The 20,982-nt window shown below is 60.8% G+C and carries 18 protein-coding genes and 4 tRNA genes; 7 read left to right on the top strand and 15 right to left on the bottom strand.

Going from position 1 to position 20,982, the window contains the following annotated elements:
- Window positions 1-158: 158 nt before the first annotated feature.
- From AB4O09_RS08895 to AB4O09_RS08875, 5 genes are all read right to left on the bottom strand, one after another.
- The gene (locus AB4O09_RS08895) at window positions 159-560 is read right to left on the bottom strand and encodes an SEL1-like repeat protein (protein WP_003204573.1); all 402 of its coding nucleotides are present in this window, start codon (window positions 558-560) and stop codon (window positions 159-161) included.
- Entirely contained in the window at window positions 561-932 is a 372-nt protein-coding gene (locus AB4O09_RS08890; RefSeq protein WP_003179080.1) for a hypothetical protein, read from the bottom strand.
- A complete protein-coding gene (locus AB4O09_RS08885) occupies window positions 929-1,270 on the bottom strand; it encodes a helix-turn-helix domain-containing protein (RefSeq protein ID WP_003204574.1) in 342 nt (113 codons plus the stop codon). The genes AB4O09_RS08890 and AB4O09_RS08885 overlap by 4 nt, the downstream gene beginning before the upstream one ends.
- Before the next feature lie 102 nt (window positions 1,271-1,372).
- On the bottom strand, window positions 1,373-1,828 hold the full coding sequence (locus tag AB4O09_RS08880) for a YkvA family protein (protein ID WP_003204575.1): 456 nt from the start codon (window positions 1,826-1,828) through the stop codon (window positions 1,373-1,375).
- A gap of 294 nt (window positions 1,829-2,122) precedes the next feature.
- Window positions 2,123-2,836 carry an FKBP-type peptidyl-prolyl cis-trans isomerase gene (locus AB4O09_RS08875; protein ID WP_003204577.1) on the bottom strand — a complete coding sequence of 238 codons (714 nt, stop codon included), beginning with the start codon at window positions 2,834-2,836 and terminating at the stop codon, window positions 2,123-2,125.
- 269 nt (window positions 2,837-3,105) lie between these two features.
- Here AB4O09_RS08875 and AB4O09_RS08870 point away from each other — a divergent pair, with 269 nt between their 5' ends.
- Both AB4O09_RS08870 and AB4O09_RS08865 read left to right on the top strand, forming a co-directional pair.
- Window positions 3,106-4,911, top strand: coding sequence for a di-heme-cytochrome C peroxidase (locus AB4O09_RS08870; protein WP_003204579.1), 1,806 nt, complete (start codon window positions 3,106-3,108; stop codon window positions 4,909-4,911).
- A 31-nt stretch (window positions 4,912-4,942) separates the two neighbouring features.
- Window positions 4,943-6,079 (top strand): catalase family protein, encoded by a 1,137-nt coding sequence (locus AB4O09_RS08865; RefSeq protein ID WP_003204581.1) that lies wholly within the window; start codon window positions 4,943-4,945, stop codon window positions 6,077-6,079.
- 243 nt (window positions 6,080-6,322) lie between these two features.
- Here the strand turns inward: AB4O09_RS08865 and AB4O09_RS08860 are convergent.
- From AB4O09_RS08860 to AB4O09_RS08845, 4 genes are all read right to left on the bottom strand, one after another.
- Window positions 6,323-6,399 (bottom strand) — tRNA-Asp (locus AB4O09_RS08860).
- A 17-nt stretch (window positions 6,400-6,416) separates the two neighbouring features.
- Window positions 6,417-6,492, bottom strand: a tRNA-Val gene (locus tag AB4O09_RS08855).
- A gap of 177 nt (window positions 6,493-6,669) precedes the next feature.
- Window positions 6,670-6,746 (bottom strand) — tRNA-Asp (locus tag AB4O09_RS08850).
- A 19-nt stretch (window positions 6,747-6,765) separates the two neighbouring features.
- Window positions 6,766-6,841: transfer RNA gene (locus AB4O09_RS08845), tRNA-Val, on the bottom strand.
- A gap of 160 nt (window positions 6,842-7,001) precedes the next feature.
- Here AB4O09_RS08845 and rdgC point away from each other — a divergent pair.
- From rdgC to sugE, 3 genes are all read left to right on the top strand, one after another.
- On the top strand, window positions 7,002-7,922 hold the full coding sequence (gene rdgC, locus AB4O09_RS08840; RefSeq protein ID WP_003204583.1) for a recombination-associated protein RdgC: 921 nt from the start codon (window positions 7,002-7,004) through the stop codon (window positions 7,920-7,922).
- 141 nt (window positions 7,923-8,063) lie between these two features.
- Complete coding sequence (locus AB4O09_RS08835) at window positions 8,064-9,029, top strand: bile acid:sodium symporter family protein (RefSeq protein ID WP_003204585.1); 966 nt, start codon at window positions 8,064-8,066, stop codon at window positions 9,027-9,029.
- A gap of 118 nt (window positions 9,030-9,147) precedes the next feature.
- The gene (gene sugE / locus AB4O09_RS08830; protein ID WP_003204587.1) at window positions 9,148-9,462 is read left to right on the top strand and encodes a quaternary ammonium compound efflux SMR transporter SugE; all 315 of its coding nucleotides are present in this window, start codon (window positions 9,148-9,150) and stop codon (window positions 9,460-9,462) included.
- 178 nt (window positions 9,463-9,640) lie between these two features.
- On the opposite strand, the gene AB4O09_RS08825 is transcribed toward sugE, so the two are convergent.
- From AB4O09_RS08825 to AB4O09_RS08810, 4 genes are all read right to left on the bottom strand, one after another.
- Entirely contained in the window at window positions 9,641-11,515 is a 1,875-nt protein-coding gene (locus AB4O09_RS08825; protein ID WP_460108101.1) for an MFS transporter, read from the bottom strand.
- Window positions 11,516-11,595: 80 nt separating this feature from the next.
- Window positions 11,596-12,744 carry a TDT family transporter gene (locus AB4O09_RS08820; RefSeq protein ID WP_028237382.1) on the bottom strand — a complete coding sequence of 383 codons (1,149 nt, stop codon included), beginning with the start codon at window positions 12,742-12,744 and terminating at the stop codon, window positions 11,596-11,598.
- A 103-nt stretch (window positions 12,745-12,847) separates the two neighbouring features.
- Complete coding sequence (locus AB4O09_RS08815; RefSeq protein ID WP_003204594.1) at window positions 12,848-13,159, bottom strand: cupin domain-containing protein; 312 nt, start codon at window positions 13,157-13,159, stop codon at window positions 12,848-12,850.
- A gap of 69 nt (window positions 13,160-13,228) precedes the next feature.
- Window positions 13,229-14,419 (bottom strand): MFS transporter, encoded by a 1,191-nt coding sequence (locus tag AB4O09_RS08810; RefSeq protein ID WP_027911893.1) that lies wholly within the window; start codon window positions 14,417-14,419, stop codon window positions 13,229-13,231.
- A 103-nt stretch (window positions 14,420-14,522) separates the two neighbouring features.
- Between AB4O09_RS08810 and AB4O09_RS08805 the strand changes: the two genes are divergently transcribed.
- Both AB4O09_RS08805 and AB4O09_RS08800 read left to right on the top strand, forming a co-directional pair.
- Entirely contained in the window at window positions 14,523-15,062 is a 540-nt protein-coding gene (locus AB4O09_RS08805; protein ID WP_013694057.1) for a TetR/AcrR family transcriptional regulator, read from the top strand.
- Between the two features lie 251 nt (window positions 15,063-15,313).
- Window positions 15,314-18,784, top strand: a complete 3,471-nt coding sequence (locus AB4O09_RS08800; RefSeq protein WP_003204600.1) for a hybrid sensor histidine kinase/response regulator — start codon at window positions 15,314-15,316, stop codon at window positions 18,782-18,784.
- 157 nt (window positions 18,785-18,941) lie between these two features.
- On the opposite strand, the gene AB4O09_RS08795 is transcribed toward AB4O09_RS08800, so the two are convergent.
- Both AB4O09_RS08795 and AB4O09_RS08790 read right to left on the bottom strand, forming a co-directional pair.
- Complete coding sequence (locus tag AB4O09_RS08795; protein WP_161796658.1) at window positions 18,942-20,330, bottom strand: DNA recombination protein RmuC; 1,389 nt, start codon at window positions 20,328-20,330, stop codon at window positions 18,942-18,944.
- A 188-nt stretch (window positions 20,331-20,518) separates the two neighbouring features.
- Complete coding sequence (locus AB4O09_RS08790; RefSeq protein ID WP_003204604.1) at window positions 20,519-20,842, bottom strand: SEL1-like repeat protein; 324 nt, start codon at window positions 20,840-20,842, stop codon at window positions 20,519-20,521.
- Window positions 20,843-20,982 lie beyond the last annotated feature (140 nt).

The raw sequence follows: 20,982 nt of genomic DNA, 5'->3' as shown, positions 1-20,982 counted from the left end.
AAAAAACGGTCGAACATGGGCAGACGTCTCGCAGTACTCAGGGAGCGCGAGACTTTGCCGGGGATGACAGGGGAATTAAGTCAGGGGAAGGAGACAGAGTACGTAGGGCGATTCGCTAAATTCGTCTGACCTGCACAACGAATCGCCTGTGGATAACCCTAGATATCGCGAGCTTCAAGTGATTTGAGCTTGATTTCGGCCAGCGGATGCCCGGCTTTCGCCGCCAAGGTCCACCAACGCGCCGCTTCAACCGGGTCCGGCGCCTTGCTGGCTGTGCCGGCCAGGCTGATCACGCCAACTTGGTAGGCGGCCTTGCCATCACCGGCCAATGCCGCCAGCCGCAGCAGGCGAATTCCTTCTTCACGGGCACCCAGCCCTTGGCCGCGAAACGTGAGGATGTGCCCATAGAAGCTCTGCGCACCGACGTCGCCCAAGTTCGCCATGCGGGAGAACTGCCCCTCGAGCCAGGCCCAGCCACGCGGCTGGCGGACGAACCAGGACCAATGAAACAACCGACGCGCCAGCCAGTAACCGGCCCGCGCCTTGAGTCGCCAGAGCACTCAGGCCTCCGCCGACTCGGGGTACTCGTATTCAAATACCCGAACCACTTCTGAAGCGTGCCAGGAAGCAGCGGCCACGCCATCGGATGGCCCGGAAAAGCGGCCCAGGCGTTCTACGCACTCGAAGAAACCCGTGCGCGGCAACCGACTGGCGCCCTGGCTGATCACCAATGAACTGCGCAGCGGCTGCTCCGCCCGGGCGTCCAGCGCCGCCAGGTGCTCAAGGGCCGCAGTCAAGGTCTGCATGGCCGGGCTGGGCAGTTGCAGACGCTCCAACAAGGCGCGGTAAGTCAATAAATGGCGCTGGCGGCGCGCCTGGTCCAACTCACCCAACAACCCATCCCAATGCTGCCGACTGATGCGTACGCTCACGATTCTTCCCTCCAACCCGGAACCGTCAACTCCCAGGCCAGACTGCGCCGAATCGCGGCATCGGGCTGACGCTCGCCGCTCTCGATCAAGGCCAGATAAGACGGGCTGATACCTACCGTGCGGGCCAGCGCCTCGATGGCGATGCCCTTCCCTTCGCGTAAACTGCGTAATTGATCCAGTCCAGGGAGAACCTGGCCCGGTGCCGCCGCGTGACGGACTGTCGCTTCGCGCGGCGGAGCTTGATCGATGCCTGCTGCCTTCAACAACGACTGGTACTGATCCCACGGCAAAACCGCGTATTCGGGCTCTCCGTCACGTGTGATTATTTGAATATCCATGTCTACCCCGTAGGACAACAACACTTAGCGAGTCAGCCTTTTTTCTTGGAAGTGTAATCCTAAATGCTGGCTAAGGTCGCGGGGTGATGAATTCTCAGGGGATCAGGGCTTTTTCTGGCCTTGGAGTTGAAGTTGTTCCGGGGTATCGGGAAGCCTTTCGACCCGGGCAAGCTTCTCGGGCGATTGCCGATAACGCCAGGCACGGAAAGCCTCGAGTTCAACGTCGAGGGTTTTCATGACCCAGGCCAGCACGGCGATATCGTCGATCATGCCAAACATTGGCAAGATATCTGGAATCGCATCCAGGGGGCTGAGGAAATACATGAGCCCTGCCACCACCGACAGCATCGACTTGGCGCTGACAGCGCGGTATTCGCCCCGCCAGTAGGCCAGGCACAAGGCCTGCAACAACCGCAGGTCCTCCTTGAGCTTGCCCAGCCGTCCGCCCTCCCGGGCACCTTTGCTGGCGACGGCGAACAGCAACGTCGGCAATCGACCGCGGGCCAGCAGGCGGCCTGCCAAAGGCAGAAATCGCGCAAAATTCCACGGGGCCTTCATTTTTTCTCCCACTGAAATGTTATCCACACAAATTGTGGATAACCTTGTGAACAGAGCTGCATTTCACCGCTGAAGCCCCCGTTTCATAAGGGCCCGGCTTAGATCGGGCGTTTTTTACTCACATAAAAAAACCCAATATTTCATTGACTTGACCGGCTGACTGCGTCTAGCACAGCGCCTGTATTGCCTATGACTATACCCTGCATCGCGCGTTCGGTTTTTTTGCCATTTTGCCGCGGCCCAGATGCGACAACGCCCCGCATAAGCGAGGCGTTGTCGTTATAGCGGACGCGATTACTTGGCTGCGTCTTCTTTTGCCGGATCCTTGATCGCCAGCAGTTCCAGGTCGAACACCAGGACCGAGTTGGCCGGGATTGCCGGGCTCGGGCTCTGGGCGCCATAGGCCAGGTCGCTCGGGATGTACAGCTTGTACTTCTCGCCGACGTGCATCAGTTGCAGGCCTTCGACCCAACCCGGGATCACGCCGCTGACCGGCAGGTCGATCGGGCTGCCACGTTCAACGGAGCTGTCGAACACGGTGCCGTTGGTCAGCTTGCCGGTGTAGTGAACAGTCACTACGTCGGTCGGCTTAGGCTGTGGACCGTCGGCTTTCTTGACCACTTCGTACTGCAGGCCGGAAGCGGTGGTGGTGACGCCGGCTTTCTTGCCGTTTTCTTCGAGGAACTTCTTGCCGGCGGCTGCCGACTCTTCGCTCATCTTGGCCATGCGCTCTTCTGCACGCTTTTGCAGCGCGGCAAAGGCTTCGACCAGTTCTTCGTCTTTCAGCTTCTGTTCTTTCTTGCCGACGGCATCTTCGATGCCCTGGGCGACCGCTTTGGAGTCCAGGTCATCCATGCCTTCCTGAGCCAGGCTCTTGCCCATGTTCAGGCCAATACCGTAGGAAGCTTTCTGCGCCGGGGTCTTCAGCTCTACGCTGGTCTGCGAGTCGCAACCCGCGAGTACCAGGCCTACCAGGGCCACCGCCGCTGCCAACCGATGCTGTTTCATGCTATTTCCTTGTTCATGCGCCTAAAGGGCAATCGAATAAAGCCGCGAGCTTATCAGGCGGCCACGACCAATGGCTACCGGCATGTGAGCCACAAAGTAATGATAAGTTCAGGTCCGCAAACGCTTTTTAAGCCTGTACGAATGAAGCATCTGTCATCTGTTACGTACAGGGACAAATTGCCGCTCCACTACAGGCCAGGGGTAATGGCCACTTGCCCGCCGCGCAGCACTGAGGCATAAGGGCTTATCAAAAAAACAAGGACGTTACCGTGCGCCTTCTCTCTCGCATCTTCTTGCTGCTCCTCGCGCTGCTGATTATTGTCGTGGCCGTGGTGGTTTATTACGTCGCCAATCCTCGCCTGCCGTTCTACACGCCCGTCGAACAGGTGAATTACCTCGACCAATGGACTGCCGCCGAGCGCCAGACGTATTACTTCACGCCCCAGGGCACCCAGGTCAAAGGCCTGCGCTACGACTGGTTCACTGCCCTCGAATTACCGTTTTCGCAACAACGCTTCGCTTCGCCTGAGTACCTGGCGCGCTTTGGGTTCCTGGTCGATCCGGCGCAGAAAGCCTCGTCGGCCAATCCCGGCAACTTGCCGGTGGGCTTCGCCCGGCACCAGAACCCGGGCAGCACCGAACAGTTCCTGGATATCACCTGCGCTGCCTGCCATACCGGCGAATTGCGCTTCAAGGGCCAGGCGATACGGATCGACGGCGGCTCGGCTCAACACGTGCTGCCTTCCAGTGTTCCTACATTACGCGGTGGCAGTTTCGGACAAGCATTGGTCGCCAGTCTGGCGTCTACCTACTACAACCCTTGGAAGTTCGAGCGCTTCGCCCGCCAAGTGCTGGGCAAGGACTACGACGCCCGCCACGAGGAATTGCGCAAGGCCTTCAAAATCTCCCTGGACACGTTCCTGCGGGTGGCCTGGAACGACACCCATCGCGGCCTCTACCCCACCGAAGAAGGGCCTGGCCGTACCGACGCCTTCGGTCGCATCGCCAATGCCAGCTTCGGCGACGCCATTTCGCCGCAAAACTACCGGGTGGCCAACGCCCCCGTGGACTACCCGCAGTTGTGGGATATATGGACGTTCGACTGGGTGCAGTGGAACGGATCGGCCCAGCAACCGATGGCCCGCAACGTCGGTGAAGCACTGGGGGTCGGCGCCACGCTGAATTTCTTCGACACCCAAGGCAAACCGCTGCAGGGCGATGCGCGTTACCCCTCCAGCGTGCGTGTGCGCGACTTGAACAAGATCGAAGAGACCCTGCAACTGCTCAAGCCGCCTGTGTGGCCCGAAGCGCTGCTCGGTTCAATCGACAAACCGCTGGCGGCCAAGGGCCGGGCCCTGTTCACTGAAAACTGCGCCGGCTGCCATGTACCCAAGGTAGTCCAAGGGCCCGACAGGCCGGTCCAGCAATTGCACATGCTGCCCGTGCAAGTGATCGGCACCGACCCGGGCACCGCCAACAACATCGCCGATCACCGCTACGACCTGACCAGCCTGCAGTGGGATCCGGCCGAGTTGGCGAAGCTGGAAGTGCAACTGCACCCGACCCCGACGGAACCGCTGGACCTGAGCCAACTCTCGGTCGCCAAAGGCCTGGCCTACGTCACGGCGTTCGTCGAAAACCGCGCTTACCGCGACGCCGGTGTCACCCCCGCCGAGCGCCCTGCCCTGGACGGTTTTGGCCTACCCATCGGCGTACGTGAACTGCGCGCCTACAAAGCCCGGCCGCTGGCGGGCGTCTGGGCCACGCCACCGTTCCTGCACAACGGCTCGGTGCCGACGATCTATCAATTGCTGTCCCCCCAGGACGAGCGCGCGACCACGTTCTATAAAGGCAACTTCGAATACGACCCGCGCCACCTGGGCTATCGCACCGAAGCCTTTACCAACGGTTTTCTCTTCGATACCCGCATTACCGGCAACCACAACAGCGGCCATGAATTCCGCGCGGGCGAGCGAGGTAATGGCGTCATTGGCCGCTTGCTGCAACCGCAGGAACGCTGGGCCTTGCTGGAGTATTTAAAGGTGCTGGGCGGGCCACTGGAGTCGCAACTGTAATGATGAACCCCACAGGTAAAAGGAAGTTTGAATGTTGATCACGCTCTGGCTGCGCCTCGGTGCCTTTTTGGGCAAGACGCTCCTGTGGCTGCTGGGCATCGGGTTGCTCGGCTGGGCACTGTCCACAGCCTGGTTTGCCTGGCAACACAAGGGACCGGTCCCGGACAAGGAACAGGTGGCGCCCGGCGAAGCGGCCATGACCCAGGACATCATCCAGACCGCTATTCGCATCGTCGATCAGCACCGCGAAAGTACGCGTTACCTGCGCGATGCCCATGCCAAGGCCCACGGCTGTGTCATGGCCGAAGTCCAGGTGCCGAGCGACCTGCCGGCACCGTTGCGCCAAGGTGTATTCGCCGAGCCGGGGAAGGTCTGGCAGGCGACGATTCGCCTGTCCAACGGCAACGCCTATCCGCAGTTCGACAGCCTGCGCGATGCCCGCGGGATGGCGATCAAGCTGATGAACGTACCGGGCAAGCAACTGCTCGCTGACCGGCAATCACAGGGTGAGCAGGATTTCGTGATGTTCAACCATCCGAACTTCTTCGTCAGCGATGTCGCTGAATATCGTCAGAATGTGGCCGCCCAGGCTGACGGGAAGAAGGCGATGGCTTTCTTTCCAAGCCTGGACCCGCGCAGCTGGCAGATCCGGCATTTATTCATCGCCCTAGCGACCCTCTCACCGCCCCCGGCCAGCCCGACCCAGACCACGTATTTCTCGGTATCGCCTTACAAATTCGGCGAAGCCAACGCCAAGTTTCGCGTCGCACCGGACCCGGACAGTTGCCCGAGCTATACGCTGCCTCCCCAGAATCAGGACCTGCCGAACTTCTTGCGTAGCGCATTGAATCAGCAGTTATCCACGGACCGGGTGCCGGCGTGTTTTGTCTTGCAGATCCAGCGTCAGGATCCGAGCAAGTACATGCCCATTGAAGACACCAGTATTGAGTGGCAGGAAAGTGATGCGCCGTTCGAGACCGTGGCGCGGATCAAGGTTCCGGCTCAGGATTTTGATACGCCCAAGTTGAATCTGGCTTGTGATAATCAGTCGTTCAATCCTTGGTTCGGCATTGAGGCGCATCGGCCTATTGGTGGGATCAATCGCTTGCGTAAGGCGGTGTATGAGGCGGTCAGCGATTATCGTCATCGGCGGAATGCTGAGCTGTAGACGATGGGTTGGTGTGTATATCCGTTATTTCGGTAACGGCTGCTGATGGTTCCGCTCTGACTGGGCCGGCTCCCGGGCTCTTCAAAAGTGACCCGCCGTAAGGGCGGAACCATGTAGCCGTAACCGCAGCGACGGATATACACACAAAAAAGAGAGCCAAAAAAAAACGACGCTTTTCCCTCGTAAAGGAAAAGCGTCGTTTCAAGTAGCCACCTGGCGTTCAGCATTCCAGATAACCAAATATGGCGCAGCGGACGGGACTCGAACCCGCGACCCCCGGCGTGACAGGCCGGTATTCTAACCGACTGAACTACCGCTGCGCGTAACACTGAAAGTTTGGTGGGTGATGACGGGATCGAACCGCCGACATTCTGCTTGTAAGGCAGACGCTCTCCCAGCTGAGCTAATCACCCTTCACTTTCGATGCGGGGCGCATTCTCTCACAGTTTTTTATAACGTGCTGATTTAATTAGCAAATTCAGCAAAAAAAACATGAGCAACGCACACCACAGGAACTGCAAACAGCAAAAAGCCCGCGTTAGCGGGCTTTCCGTGGTGACCTGGCGTTCAGTGTTCCAGGTAACCGAATATGGCGCAGCGGACGGGACTCGAACCCGCGACCCCCGGCGTGACAGGCCGGTATTCTAACCGACTGAACTACCGCTGCGCGTAACACGTTGAACGAATGGTGGGTGATGACGGGATCGAACCGCCGACATTCTGCTTGTAAGGCAGACGCTCTCCCAGCTGAGCTAATCACCCTTCGCTTTCGGTGTGGCGCGCATTCTACGGAGCACTCTTTAAGCTGGCAAGCACTTTTTAAATTAATTTTTTCAGGCCTTCCAAAGGCTTAGCGAAGGGTTGGCCTATGGCGCTGCGAAGAGAATAATGCCCCCCTTTGTATAAAGGAGAGACTCACCCCATGTGGTTCAAAAACCTGCTTATCTATCGCCTGACCCAAGATCTGCCTTTTGATGCCGAGGCGTTGGAAACTGCACTGGCCAGCAAACTGGCGCGTCCATGTGCAAGCCAGGAGTTGACCACTTACGGTTTCGTCGCACCGTTTGGCAAAGGCGAAGACGCACCGCTGGTGCACGTCAGCCAGGACTTCCTGCTGATCGCCGCGCGCAAGGAAGAACGCATCTTGCCGGGTAGCGTCGTACGCGATGCCCTGAAGGAAAAGGTCGAAGAGATCGAAGCCGAGCAAATGCGCAAGGTCTATAAAAAGGAACGGGACCAGCTCAAGGATGAAATCATCCAGGCGTTCCTGCCGCGTGCGTTCATCCGTCGTTCGTCCACTTTTGCCGCCATCGCGCCGAAACAGGGCCTGATCCTGGTGAACTCGGCCAGCCCGAAACGCGCTGAAGACCTGCTGTCTACCCTGCGCGAAGTCATCGGCTCGCTGCCGGTACGTCCACTGACGGTAAAAATGGCCCCGACCGCTACCATGACCGACTGGGTCAAGACCCAGAAAGCCGCGGACGATTTCTTCGTGCTCGATGAATGCGAACTGCGCGACACCCACGAAGACGGCGGCATCGTGCGCTGCAAGCGCCAGGACCTGACCAGCGACGAAATCCAGCTGCACCTGAACACCGGCAAGGTCGTCACGCAACTGTCCCTGGCCTGGCAGGACAAGCTGTCCTTCATGCTCGACGACAAGATGGTGGTCAAGCGCCTGAAGTTCGAAGACCTGCTGCAGGACCAGGCAGAGCAGGACGGTGGCGACGAAGCCCTCGGCCAACTGGACGCCAGCTTCACGCTGATGATGTTGACGTTCGGCGAGTTCCTGCCGGCGCTGGTTGAAGCGTTGGGTGGGGAAGAGATTCCGCAGGGGATCTAAACCCCGCCCCCCCCTGTGGGAGCGAGCTTGCTCGCGATAGCGGCATGACGGCCACCGAGATGCTGACTGACACTCCGCTTTCGCGAGCAAGCCCGCTCCCACATTGGGTTTTGTGGTGTTCTTAATAATAAGGATCAGGTCATGCGCGCATTGGCTGCATTGAGTCGCTTTGTCGGCAATACCTTCGCTTACTGGGTACTGATTTTCGCGGTGGTGGCGTTTCTGCAGCCAGCTTGGTTCATCGGTCTAAAAATCGCCATCGTGCCGCTGCTGGGCCTGGTGATGTTCGGCATGGGCCTGGCACTCAAGCTGGAAGACTTCGCCGAAGTGGCCCGTCATCCAGGGCGCGTCGCCTTGGGGGTGGTTGCCCAATTCGTGATCATGCCCGGTACGGCGTGGCTGCTTTGCCAAGTGTTCAGTCTGCCGCCGGAGATCGCCGTCGGCGTGATCCTGGTGGGCTGCTGCCCGAGCGGCACATCGTCCAATGTCATGACCTGGCTGGCTCGCGGTGACCTGGCCCTGGCCGTGGCGATTTCCGCCCTCACGACCCTGCTTGCCCCTCTGCTGACCCCGGCGCTGATCTGGCTGCTGGCCTCGGCCTGGTTGCCGGTGTCGTTCTCGGCGCTGTTCTGGTCGATCCTGCAAATCGTCCTGTTGCCGATCGCACTGGGCATCATTGCCCAACGCCTGCTGGGTGCCCGGGTTCGTCATGCGGTAGAAGTGCTGCCACTGATATCGGTGGTGAGCATCGTGATCATCGTCGCGGCGGTGGTTGCAGCCAGTCAGGCGAAAATCGCCGAATCCGGCCTGCTGATCATGGCCATCGTGATGCTGCACAACAGCTTCGGTTATCTGCTGGGGTACTTCACCGGGCGTTTGTTCGGCTTGCCGTTGGCCCAGCGCAAAACCCTGTCATTGGAAGTCGGCATGCAGAACTCCGGCCTGGGTGCAGCGCTGGCGAGTGCACACTTTTCGCCACTGGCGGCGGTACCCAGCGCGCTGTTCAGCGTCTGGCACAACATTTCCGGCGCCCTGCTCTCGACGTACTTCCGGCGCATGAGCGAAAAACAGGACCGTGAACTGCAGGCCCGTCAAGCGACGGACTGAAGGCGAATCTTGACCGAATCGTCAGCATTGGGCATTCTTGCGCCCAATGCGGGGACGACCCCGCAACGCCATAGCAACCGTTATCCGGGGACGACCCCATCCATCGATGAGGTGTGTGATGTCCTGGATCATTCTGTTTTTTGCCGGCCTGTTCGAAGTCGGCTGGGCTGTCGGCCTGAAATACACCGACGGCTTCAGCCGCCCTCTCCCCACTGCACTGACAATCGCCGCCATGGCGATCAGCCTTGGCCTGCTCGGCCTTGCAATGAAGGAACTGCCGCTGGGTACAGCCTATGCGATCTGGACCGGGGTCGGTGCCGTGGGCACGGTGATCGCCGGGATCATTTTGTTTGGTGAGTCGATGGCGCTGGTTCGTCTGGCCAGCGTGGCGTTGATCGTTGCAGGGTTGATCGGGCTCAAGGTCAGCGCTTAAGCCCTCCTGTAGGAGCAAGACCTTCTAGGAGCTGTGGAACTTGTGGAGTAAAACCTGTGGGGAGCAGGGTCTGTGGGAGCAAGGCTTGCCCGCGATAGCGATCGCAAGGACGCCATCGTGAGCAAGCTTTGCTCCCACAGGTTTTAATCCCACAGGTCTTCTCCTTCAGTTTTTCGTTCTAGCGGACGGTCCCACGCAACTCCCCTACCAACGCCTGCAACTTCGCCGGCTCAGCCACTTCCACCGCGACCGCCGACCCCGCCACCAGCGTCACCCGCGACCAGAATCGACGAAACAGCCCTTTGGCCGGGTCGCGACTGAAAAAACTGCCCCACAACCCCTGCAACGCCAGGGGAATCACCGGCATCGGGGTCTCCTGGAGGATGCGTGTCAGTCCGCTCTTGAACTCATTGATCTCACCGTCACCGGTCAGCTTTCCTTCAGGGAAGATGCAGACCAACTCACCGTCCTTCAGGTATTGGGCGATTCGCTTGAAGGCTTTTTCGTAGATGTGAATGTCTTCCTGGCGCCCGGCAATCGGGATCGTCCCAGCGGTACGGAAGATGAAATTCAACACCGGCAGGTTGTAGATCTTGTAGTACATCACGAAGCGAATCGGCCGACGCACCGCGCCGCCAATCAGCAAGGCATCGACGAAGGAGACGTGGTTGCAGACCAACAGCGCAGCCCCTTCATCCGGGATCGCCTCCAAATTGCGGTGCTCCACGCGGTACATGGAATGGCTCAGCAGCCAGATCATGAAACGCATGCTGAACTCGGGAACGATCTTGAAGATGTAGGCGTTGACGCCAATGTTGAGCAACGACACCACCAGGAACAGTTGCGGGATCGACAGTTTGGCCAGGCTCAGCAGCACGATGGAGACGATGGCCGAGACCACCATGAACAACGCGTTGAGAATGTTGTTGGCAGCAATCACCCGCGCCCGCTCGTTCTCCACCGTGCGCGACTGGATCAACGCGTACAGCGGCACGATATAGAAACCGCCAAAGACACCCAGGCCCAGGATGTCGATCAGCACCAGCCAGGCGTGACCGAAACCGAGCACTTCAAGCCAACCGTGCCCCTCGACGCTGTCGGGGATTCCACCGGAATGCCACCACAACAGCAGGCCGAACACCGTCAGCCCGAACGAGCCGAACGGCACCAGGCCGATCTCGACTTTGCGCCCGGAAAGCTTTTCGCAGAGCATCGAACCCAAGGCGATCCCCACCGAGAACACCGTCAGGATCAAGGTCACCACGGTTTCGTCACCGTGCATCCACTCCTTGGCATAGGCCGGGATCTGCGTCAGGTAGATCGCCCCGACGAACCAGAACCAGGAGTTGCCGACAATCGAACGGGACACCGCCGGGGTTTGCCCCAACCCCAGTTTCAGGGTGGCCCAGGATTGGCTGAAGATGTTCCAGTTCAGGCGCATCTGCGGCGAGGCCGCCGCTGCGCGCGGAATGCTGCGGCTGGCCAGGTAACCGAGCACGGCAACACCGATGATCGCAGTGGACACCACGGGTGCGTAATGCGCCGAGGACATCATGATCCCGGCGCCGATGGTGCCGGCCAGGATCGCCAGGAAGGTGCCCATCTCCACCAGGCCGTTGCCGCCGACCAACTCTTCCTCACGCAAGGCCTGGGGCAGGATCGAGTACTTCACCGGGCCGAACAACGCCGAATGCGTGCCCATGGCGAACAGCGCCACCAGCATCAGCGATAAGTGATCGAACAGAAACCCTACTGCGCCGACCGCCATGATGGCGATTTCGCCGAGCTTGATCAGACGAATCAGCGCGTCCTTGGCGAATTTTTCGCCGAACTGCCCTGCCAGAGCCGAGAACAGAAAAAACGGCAGGATAAACAGCAGCGCGCAGAGGTTGACCCAGATCGAGCGGTCGCCCTCGATGGTCAATTTGTAGAGGATGGCGAGGATCAGCGACTGCTTGAAAATGTTGTCGTTGAACGCGCCCAAGGACTGCGTGATGAAGAACGGCAGGAAACGCCGCGTGCGAAGCAAGGTGAACTGCGAAGGGTGACTCATCTTCCATGTTCCTGAGTGACGTGGACGCTTATTGGAATGACGCTTTTTGATCCAGGCCACACATTACCTGTCTTTAGCGATTATTTCGCCAGCCCTGCAATACAGGGCGACACAAACAACTCACCGTGCCAGGCACCGAGGACCGTACGCCGCCCGACGATCAGCCACATCACCACCAGCATCGCCACCAGCACAGCCCCGAACACGCTGAAAAAAACCAGGCCCAGCAGGTCCGCAAGCTTCAGCGTGGTCAACGCGTACACGCCCAGGGGAAAGGTAAAGCCCCACCAGCCGAGGTTGAAGGGAATGCCTGCGCGCAGGTAGCGCGCGGTGATCAGAAGCGCCATCAACATCCACCACAACCCCAGCCCCCACAGCGTGATACCAGCCACCAGACCCAACCCGGCGGCGATTTCACCCACGCCGGACAGGCCATTGGCGGCAAAAATCAGCGGGGCATCGTTGCCCAATAGCAACATGCCCAGGGCGCCGGTGCCGATCGGGCCGAGGGCCAGCCAGCTCGAGGCGGCCATGTTCTCGTGAGGCAGTTTGTGCAGCGCCATGCGCAACAGCAAAATCGTCAGGATGCTGAACGCCACCGGCAGGGAAAAGGCCCAGAGCACGTAGCTGGTCACCAGCATGACCAGTTGCCCATGAGCGTCGGCCAGATGCGGCGCCAACAGCCCGCCACTGGCCGCCGCGACTTCGGCGGCCACCACCGGCAAGAGCCACACGGCGGTCATCTGGTCGATGCGATGTTCCTGGCGGGTGAACATCAAGAATGGGATCAGCACACCACAGGCCAACGACATGGCCACGTCGATCCACCATAACGCCTCAGCCACCGCCACCACACCGCTCCCCCAGCGCGGCAGCCCAAATGCCAAAAAGCCGTTGATGATGGTCGCCAGCCCCATGGGAATGGTGCCGAAAAACATCGAGACCGTTGAATGACCGAAAATCCGTCGTGCTTCGTCGAAGAACAGTACCCAACGGGCCGTGTACAGGAGGGCGAATACCACGAACAACAGCGTGTTGAACAACCACAAGCCTTCACCCAAAAGGCGCAGGCCCGACACATTCCCAGGCCATTGCGCCAAGGCCAGCGCCAACACTCCGGTGCCCATGACCACGGCAAACCAGTTAGGCGTGAATTGGCGAATGGCCTCCAGCGGCCTGGGCAAATGGCTCAATGGACGCAAGCGGTTTTTTGCAGCGCAGCATGTCATGGCGAACTCCTGTCCTCGGATAAGGTGGAGCCATGCTAGAGCCGAATCGAATATCTATATAACGGGTAATCTCTCTATATGTTATCGGTTTAGCAGATAACCATCAGACGCTGCCTTCGGTCTCGATCACCAGGATTCTCGCTTCGCCCAAGGGCCTGGCCACATGTTCGGTGCCCACCGAGGCGTAGAAAATGTCCCCGGCCTCCAGCAAGGTTTCCTTTTCGACACCCTCTTCCCGATAGCACATCCGCACTTGCCCATCGAGCACCACGAAGACTTCCTCGCCGTCATTGACGTGCCATTTGTACGGCTGATCGGTCCAGTGCAGGCGCGTGGTGACACCATTCATGTTGGCGATATCCAGCGCCGCCCAGGCGCGGTCCCCGGTGAAGGACTTGCTGCGAATGATTTTCAAGGGATCGTCCGGAAAAAAGACTGAGGCGCCAAGACTAACCTACTGCCAGCGACGCCCGCACCCTTGGTTTCAAGGCCGCGCGCCATCGCTGACCGGTCTCATGGATTGACGTAACCCCAACAACGCAACGACACACAGCACAATCAACACCGCGCCATAGCCATCGGTGGTCGGGATCAATCCGAACACCCGCGTCAGGTTCCCCGCCAGCAGCGACGGCAGGCTGAAGGCCAGGTAACTGAGGACATAGAACGCCGACATCAAACCGGCCCGTTCGTGGGGCAACGCCAGCGGCATGATGCTGCGCAGCGCCCCCAGGAATCCCGCGCCAAAACCGCTGCCGGTGACCAGCGTGCCAATGAAGAACAATGGCAAGCTGGCGCCATGCACCGCCGCCAGCACCAATGCAAGACCGACCACCAGCAAGCTCGCGGAGAGGCGCAACATCTTGTCGGCCTCCTGGTTGCGCAGCAGGTAGATGGATAACGCGCCGCTGAGGGTCAACACCGCCACCAGCGCGCCACCGATCAGGTTGGAGGTCGATCCGGTTGCCGCTCGCACCAGGGACGGTGCCAGTGACAAGTAGAAACCGCCCACGGCCCAGGCCGCCAGGTCCAGTGGCAGGACCCGCCACAAGGCTTGCCGCGCCTGGGGCGGCACATGCAGGGTTGGCCGCAGGGACTGCCAGGCACCGGGTTGCGGGCTGACGCTTTCCGCCAGCCGCCAGAGGTAAACGGCCTGGGCCAGGAACAAGCCCAACAGAAGCCAGTACGTCAGTTGCAAGGGCAACGGCGCGAATTCAGCCAGCAGGCCACAGCCCAGCGCCCCGCATGCCATGCCCAACAGCGGCGCGACACTGGTGATCAGCGGGCCCTGGCGACGGTCGAAATCCAGCAAGGCAGCCCCCAGCACACTGGTGGCCATGCCGGTGGCAAATCCCTGGATCAAGCGGGCACTGATCAACCAGGCAACGCTGTCGGCGCTGATAAACAGCAGCATCGCCAGCATGTTGAGCAACAGCGCCACGAAGATCACCGGCTTGCGGCCCAGGTAATCCGACAGCGAACCCACGGTCAGCAAGGCCGCCAGCAGACTGAAGGCGTACACACCGAAAATCAGCGTCAGGACGGCCGGGGAAAATTGCAATTGTTCCTGGTAGAGATGATACAACGGCGTCGGCGCGCTGGACGCGGCGAGAAAACCGAGCAAGGTGAGCGCCAGGAATATCAGGCTGGCGCGGGTCGAAGCTGGACGGGACATGGGCACGCTCCACAGGAGTATTCGCAAAAGCTAATTTTTTGCTTTTGTGGAGTGTGCTACCAGCATGCGCTTAAAGCAAATTCTTTGTGTTAAGGTCTGACGCATGGCGATTAAAGAAGGTTTACGCCCCGGCGGTCGAAGCGCCCGGGTCCAAGAGTCGATTCATTCGGCGGTCCGCGACCTGCTGCAAGAGCAGGACCGCGCGACCCTGACCGTGCCGCAAATCGCTGCGCGCGCCGGGGTGACGCCGTCCACCATCTACCGGCGCTGGGGTGATCTGCCGGCGCTGCTGGCCGATGTCGCCATCGCCCGCTTGCGCCCCGACAGCGACCCCGCCAACACCGGTAGCCTGCGCGGCGACCTGCTCGCCTGGGCCGAACAGTACCTGGACGAAATGAGTTCCGAGCCCGGTCGCAACATGATGCGCGACATCCAGGCCTGCGCCACGCCGGGGTATTGCGTGGGGATCCTCAGCCGTCAGTTGCAGATCATCCTGGACCGCTACCCCGATGAGCCCAATCCAGGCGTCGAACGGCTGATCAATGTGGTGGTGGCGCCGACGGTGTTTCGTATCCTCTTTGCCACCGCGCCATTGGAAGTTGGGGAGTTGTATCGGTTGGTGGATATCGCGTTGGGTCAGTGACGACGCCATCGCGAGCAGGCTCGCTCCCACACTTGGTCACCAGTGAGTACAAAACTTGAGTTCACTTAAGATCGAATGTGGGAGCGAGCCTGCTCGCGAAGAGGCCCGAAAGAACACCCAATAACTTGAGCATTCCCCGCACCTGCGACACCCCACCGCGCCTCGACCTTGGTCGACACTGACGAACCCGAGCGGGCATGCGAGACTGTCCTGCCGGGCTCAAGTCCCGGTGTCTTTGTCCGGGAGTTTCCATGTCGCTGTCCAGCGGGCTGATTGCCGTTGTCGCCCTGGCCTATATGGCCATCATGTTCGCCATCGCCTTCTACGGCGACCGGCGCAGCACGCCGCTGCCGCCGCGGGTGCGGGCTTGGGTCTACAGTCTGTCGCTGGCGGTGTACTGCACCAGTTGGACGTTCTTTGGCGCCGTAGGCCAGGCCGCCGAACAGCTCTGGGCATTCCTGCCGATCTATCTCGGGCCGATCCTGCTGCTGGTGCTGGCGCCGTGGGTCCTGCAGAAAATGGTGATGATCAGCAAACAGGAGAACATCACCTCCATCGCCGACTTCATCGCCGCCCGCTATGGCAAGTCCCAATCCCTGGCGGTAGTGGTCGCGCTGATCTGCCTGGTCGGCGTGCTGCCGTACATCGCCTTGCAGCTCAAGGGCATCGTGCTCGGGGTGAACCTGTTGATCGGTGCCGGCGCCGATGCCATGGGCACCCGCGCCCAGGACACCGCGCTGATCGTCTCGCTGATCCTGGCGCTGTTCACCATCGTGTTCGGTACCCGCAACCTGGACGCCACCGAACACCACCGTGGCATGGTGCTGGCGATTGCCTTCGAATCCCTGGTCAAGCTGTTCGCCTTCCTGGCGGTCGGTGCGTTCGTGACGTACGGCCTGTACGACGGCTTCGACGACCTGTTCAACCAGGCCATGCTCGCCCCACGGCTGGAGCAGTACTGGAAAGAAACAATCAACTGGCCATCCATGGTGGTGCAGACCGGGGTGGCGATGATGGCGATCATCTGCTTGCCACGACAGTTCCACGTGACCGTGGTGGAGAACATCGAACCCCAGGACCTGCGCCTGGCCAAGTGGGTATTCCCCGCCTACCTGGCCCTGGCCGCACTGTTCGTGGTGCCCATCGCCCTCGCCGGGCAAATGATGCTGCCCAGCTCCGTATTGCCGGACTCCTTCGTCATCAGCCTGCCGCTGGCCCAGGCCCATCCGGCCCTGGCATTGCTGGCGTTCATTGGTGGCGCCTCGGCGGCTACCGGCATGGTGATCGTGGCCAGCGTGGCGCTGTCCACCATGGTCTCCAACGACATGCTGTTGCCGTGGCTGCTGCGCCGCAACAACGCCGAGCGGCCCTTCGAAGTGTTCCGCCAGTGGATGCTGTCGGTGCGTCGGGTGAGCATCGTCGTGATCCTGTTGCTGGCCTACGTCAGCTACCGCCTGCTGGGTTCGACGGCGAGCCTGGCGACCATCGGCCAGATCGCCTTCGCCGCCGTGACCCAACTGGCCCCGGCCATGCTCGGCGCGCTGTACTGGAAACAGGCCAACCGCCGCGGTGTGTTCGCTGGCCTCGCCATGGGGATTTTCCTGTGGTTCTACACCCTGGTGTTGCCGATCGCCGCTCACAGCCTGGGCTGGTCGCTCAGTAGCTTCCCGGGCCTGGCCTGGCTGCACGGCAATCCATTGAACCTGCCGATTACTCCCCTGACCCAAGGGGTGGTCCTGTCCCTGGCCGGTAACTTCACGTTGTTCGCCTGGGTGTCCGTGCTGTCGCGCACACGCGTCTCGGAACACTGGCAGGCCGGACGCTTCATCGGCCAGGAAATCAGCGCCCGCCCCAACCCCCGCTCAATGCTGGCGGTGCACATCGAAGACCTGTTGCAACTGGCCGCCCGTTTCGTCGGCGAGGAGCGGGCGCGGCAGAGTTTCATTCGCTTTGCCTACCGCCAGGGCAAAGGCTTCAACCCGACCCAGAACGCCGACAGCGAATGGATCGCCCACACCGAACGCCTGCTGGCCGGTGTACTCGGGGCCTCTTCGACCAGGGCTGTGGTAAAGGCCGCCATTGAAGGTCGGGAGATGCAGCTCGAAGACGTCGTGCGGATCGCAGACGAAGCCTCGGAAGTTTTGCAGTTCAACCGCGCGCTGTTGCAAGGCGCCATCGAGAACATCAGCCAGGGCATCAGCGTGGTCGACCAGTCCCTCAGGCTGGTGGCCTGGAATCGTCGCTATCTGGAGCTGTTCAAGTATCCGGACGGCTTGATCAGTGTTGGCCGGCCCATTGCCGATATCATCCGCTACAACGCCGAACGTGGTCTCTGCGGCCCAGGCGAAGCCGAAGTTCACGTCGCCCGACGCCTGCACTGGATGCGCCAGGGTCGTGCCCATACCTCTGAACGACTGTTCCCCAACGGCCGGGTGATCGAGCTGATCGGCAACCCGATGCCCGGTGGCGGTTTCGTCATGAGTTTCACTGACATCACCGCGTTCCGTGAGGCCGCGCAAGCGCTGACCGAAGCCAACGAGGGGCTGGAGCAACGGGTGGCCGAACGCACCCGGGAATTATCGCAACTGAACCTGGCCCTGACCGAAGCCAAGAGCACCGCCGAAGCGGCCTATCAATCCAAGACCCGATTCCTGGCTGCGGTCAGCCACGACCTGATGCAACCGCTCAACGCCGCGCGGCTATTCTCTGCCGCGCTGTCCCACCAGCACGAGGGTTTGCCGAGCGAGGCCCGGCAATTGGTGCAGCATCTGGACAGTTCGCTGCGTTCCGCTGAAGACCTGATCACCGACCTGCTGGACATCTCCCGCCTGGAAAACGGCAAGATCAATCCCGACCGCAAGCCGTTCGTCCTCAACGAATTGTTCGACACCTTGGGCGCCGAGTTCACGGCGCTGGCCCAGGAACAAGGCCTGAAATTCCGAATGCGAGGCTCGCGACTGCGGGTCGACAGCGACATCAAGTTGTTGCGGCGGGTTCTGCAGAACTTCCTCACCAACGCCTTCCGCTATGCCAAGGGCCCTGTGTTGCTGGGGGTACGCCGGCGCAACGGCGAGTTGTGCCTGGAGGTCTGGGATCGCGGGCCGGGCATCGCCGAGGATAAGCTGCAGGTCATTTTCGAAGAGTTCAAACGCCTGGACAGCCACCAGACCCGCGCCGAAAAAGGCCTGGGCCTGGGCCTGGCCATCGCCGACGGGCTATGCCGCGTGCTGGGCCATACCTTGCGCGTGCGCTCCTGGCCGGGGCGTGGCAGCGTGTTCAGCGTCAGCGTGCCCTTGGCCCATACACAGGTCGTCGCACCGAGTCCCGCGGCTGAACCCAACGGTCATTTGCCAAGCGGCGCCCAGGTGCTGTGCGTCGATAACGAAGACAGCATCCTGATTGGCATGAACAGCCTGCTGACACGCTGGGGTTGCCAGGTGTGGACGGCGCGCAACCGGGAAGAATGCGAGCGTTGGCTGGCCCAGGGCGGCCGACCGCAACTGGCGCTGGTGGATTTTCATCTGGACGACGGCGAGACCGGTACCGAGCTGATGGCCTGGTTGCGCACGCGCATGGGCGAACCGATTCCCGGTGTGGTGATCAGCGCCGACGGCCGACCCGAGATGATAGCCCAGGTGCATGCCGCAGGCCTGGATTACCTGGCCAAGCCGGTGAAGCCGGCGGCGTTGCGGGCGTTGTTGAGTCGGCATTTGCCGTTGTAATGGGCAGAGGGACACGCTGTTCCCCTGTGGCGATGGAAAATCTTGTGGGGAGCAAGGCTTGCCCGCGAAGTCGGTCTCAAGGATGCCATCGCGAGCAAGCTTTGCTCCCAGAAGATGACCTTGCCACAAGCTTCTGCTTCAGCCTTGGGTTTGTGTTTCAGCCCTGGGTTTTCTCGCTGGCTTCTTCCGGCAACTCAGGCAGCCCATCCGCATCGGTCATCGCCCGTTCGAGCAATTCGCTGGGCAAGCTCTTGCTGGCCCGGGCGCCGAGCAGCTTGAGCTGTTCGCTGCGGCTGATCAGGTTGCCGCGCCCTTCCGTCAATTTGTTGCGCGCGGCACTGTAGGCTTTGTCCAACTGCTGCAAGCGACTGCCGATCTCATCCAGGTCCTGGATGAACAAGACGAACTTGTCATACAGCCACCCGGCCCGCTCGGCGATTTCCCGGGCGTTCTGGCTCTGGCGTTCCTGCTTCCACAAGCTATCGATCACCCGAAGGGTCGCCAGCAACGTGGTCGGGCTGACGATCACGATGTTGCGGTCGAAGGCTTCCTGGAACAGGTTCGGCTCGGCTTGCAAGGCGGCGGAAAACGCCGCTTCGATCGGCACGAACAACAACACGAAATCCAGGCTGTGCAAACCGTCCAGGCGTTTGTAGTCCTTGCCGGCCAAGCCTTTGACGTGGGCTCGCAACGACACCACATGTTGCTTGAGGGCCAGTTGGCCAATGGCGTCATCTTCGGCGGCCACGTACTGCTGATAGGCCGTGAGGCTGACCTTGGAGTCGACCACTACTTGTTTGTCGCCAGGCAGATAAATCAACACGTCCGGCTGGAAACGCTCGCCGTCCGGGCCCTTGAGGCTGACCTGGGTCTGATACTCGCGGCCCTTCTCCAGGCCAGCATGTTCGAGCACCCGCTCCAGAATCAACTCGCCCCAGTTGCCCTGGGTCTTCTGGCCCTTGAGTGCCCGAGTGAGGTTGGTGGCCTCGTCGCTCAAGCGCAGGTTCAGCTGTTGCAAGCGCTCCAGCTCCTTGCCCAGGGAGAAACGTTCCCGGGCCTCGGCCTGATAACTTTCTTCGACGCGTTTTTCGAAGGACTGGATGCGCTCCTTCAGCGGATCGAGCAACTGGCCCAGGCGCTGTTGGCTGGTTTCGGCGAAACGCTGCTCACGCTCATCGAAGATTTTTCCGGCGAGCTCGGCGAATTGTGCCCGCAACTCGTCGCGCGAACCTTGCAGATCATCCAGGCGTTGCTGATGGCTTTCCTGCTGCTCGCGCAGTTCGGCATGCAACGACGCCGCCTGGGCATCGAGCCGCCGCAATTCTGCTTCCTTGTTGGCGCGCTCGAGGTTCCAGGCGTGGGCCGCATCCCGGGCGTTGTCCCGCTCGATTTGCAACAACTCGACTTCACGACAGGCTGCGGCAAGCTCGGCTTGCTTGGCGGCGTTGGCCTGGCTCAGGTCGCTGATCTCATCGCGGCAGGCATCGAGCTGGGCATTGAGGCCGTCGTGGGCCATGTGCGCGGTGGCCAGGCGTTCTTCCAGCAGGGCCTGTTCGGTCTGCGCAGCGCCGGCCTGGCGTTGCAGGTGCCAGGCCAGTGCCAGCAATGGCACCGCAGCGCCCGCCAGGCCAAACAACAGGCTGGTCAAATCCATAGCCATGACAATTCCTGCCGATCAAATAAAGCCCGAAGGTTAACCAAGCGGCCGGGGGTTGCCCAGCTCGGTCTTCGTTTTCAGCCTTCGATTTCACCGAGGGCCCGGCGGGCTCGATCATCGCCGGCCCGCGCGGCCTGGCGCAGCAGGTCCTGGCCGATGCGGCGATCCCGGGCGTTGCCGCATTCACGGCACATCAATTGTCCGAGGCGACTTTGCGCGGCCACCACGCCTTCACGGGCCGGTTGCTTGAGTAAACGGCCGGCCAAGTGCTTGACGCTGGGGCTATCTCCCAGTCTCGGGCTGTCGAGTAGCCACTCGGCCACCCGCATCGAAATACGCTTGGGTGGGGTAACACCATGGGATGTGGAGGTAACAGGATTTGATACGGAGCGAAACTTCATAAAACACTGTGGGCTAGATCGGAAGGCGCGCCACTCTACTCCTTTTTTCGTACGGGTAAAGCCGAAAAAAACCAGCACGCCCGTGCTAGAGCAAGCGCTTGGGACAATCCACAGAAGCTGTGGATAACTCAGTGGACAAC

Source organism: Pseudomonas sp. H1_F01 (assembly GCF_054681425.1).
This window is presented reverse-complemented; position numbering and strand designations above follow the sequence as displayed.

Excerpts from the sequence above, each read along its gene's own strand:
- AB4O09_RS08875 (WP_003204577.1), bottom strand. The coding sequence starts at position 2,836 with ATGAAACAGCATCGGTTGGCAGCGGCGGTGGCCCTGGTAGGCCTGGTA.
- AB4O09_RS08790 (WP_003204604.1), bottom strand. The coding sequence starts at position 20,842 with ATGAAGTTTCGCTCCGTATCAAATCCTGTTACCTCCACATCCCATGGT.
- sugE (WP_003204587.1), top strand. The coding sequence starts at position 9,148 with ATGTCCTGGATCATTCTGTTTTTTGCCGGCCTGTTCGAAGTCGGCTGG.
- AB4O09_RS08810 (WP_027911893.1), bottom strand. The coding sequence starts at position 14,419 with ATGTCCCGTCCAGCTTCGACCCGCGCCAGCCTGATATTCCTGGCGCTC.
- AB4O09_RS08865 (WP_003204581.1), top strand. The coding sequence starts at position 4,943 with ATGTTGATCACGCTCTGGCTGCGCCTCGGTGCCTTTTTGGGCAAGACG.
- AB4O09_RS08880 (WP_003204575.1), bottom strand. The coding sequence starts at position 1,828 with ATGAAGGCCCCGTGGAATTTTGCGCGATTTCTGCCTTTGGCAGGCCGC.
- AB4O09_RS08800 (WP_003204600.1), top strand. The coding sequence starts at position 15,314 with ATGTCGCTGTCCAGCGGGCTGATTGCCGTTGTCGCCCTGGCCTATATG.
- AB4O09_RS08820 (WP_028237382.1), bottom strand. The coding sequence starts at position 12,744 with ATGACATGCTGCGCTGCAAAAAACCGCTTGCGTCCATTGAGCCATTTG.
- AB4O09_RS08805 (WP_013694057.1), top strand. The coding sequence starts at position 14,523 with ATGGCGATTAAAGAAGGTTTACGCCCCGGCGGTCGAAGCGCCCGGGTC.
- AB4O09_RS08885 (WP_003204574.1), bottom strand. The coding sequence starts at position 1,270 with ATGGATATTCAAATAATCACACGTGACGGAGAGCCCGAATACGCGGTT.
- AB4O09_RS08825 (WP_460108101.1), bottom strand. The coding sequence starts at position 11,515 with ATGAGTCACCCTTCGCAGTTCACCTTGCTTCGCACGCGGCGTTTCCTG.
- rdgC (WP_003204583.1), top strand. The coding sequence starts at position 7,002 with ATGTGGTTCAAAAACCTGCTTATCTATCGCCTGACCCAAGATCTGCCT.
- AB4O09_RS08835 (WP_003204585.1), top strand. The coding sequence starts at position 8,064 with ATGCGCGCATTGGCTGCATTGAGTCGCTTTGTCGGCAATACCTTCGCT.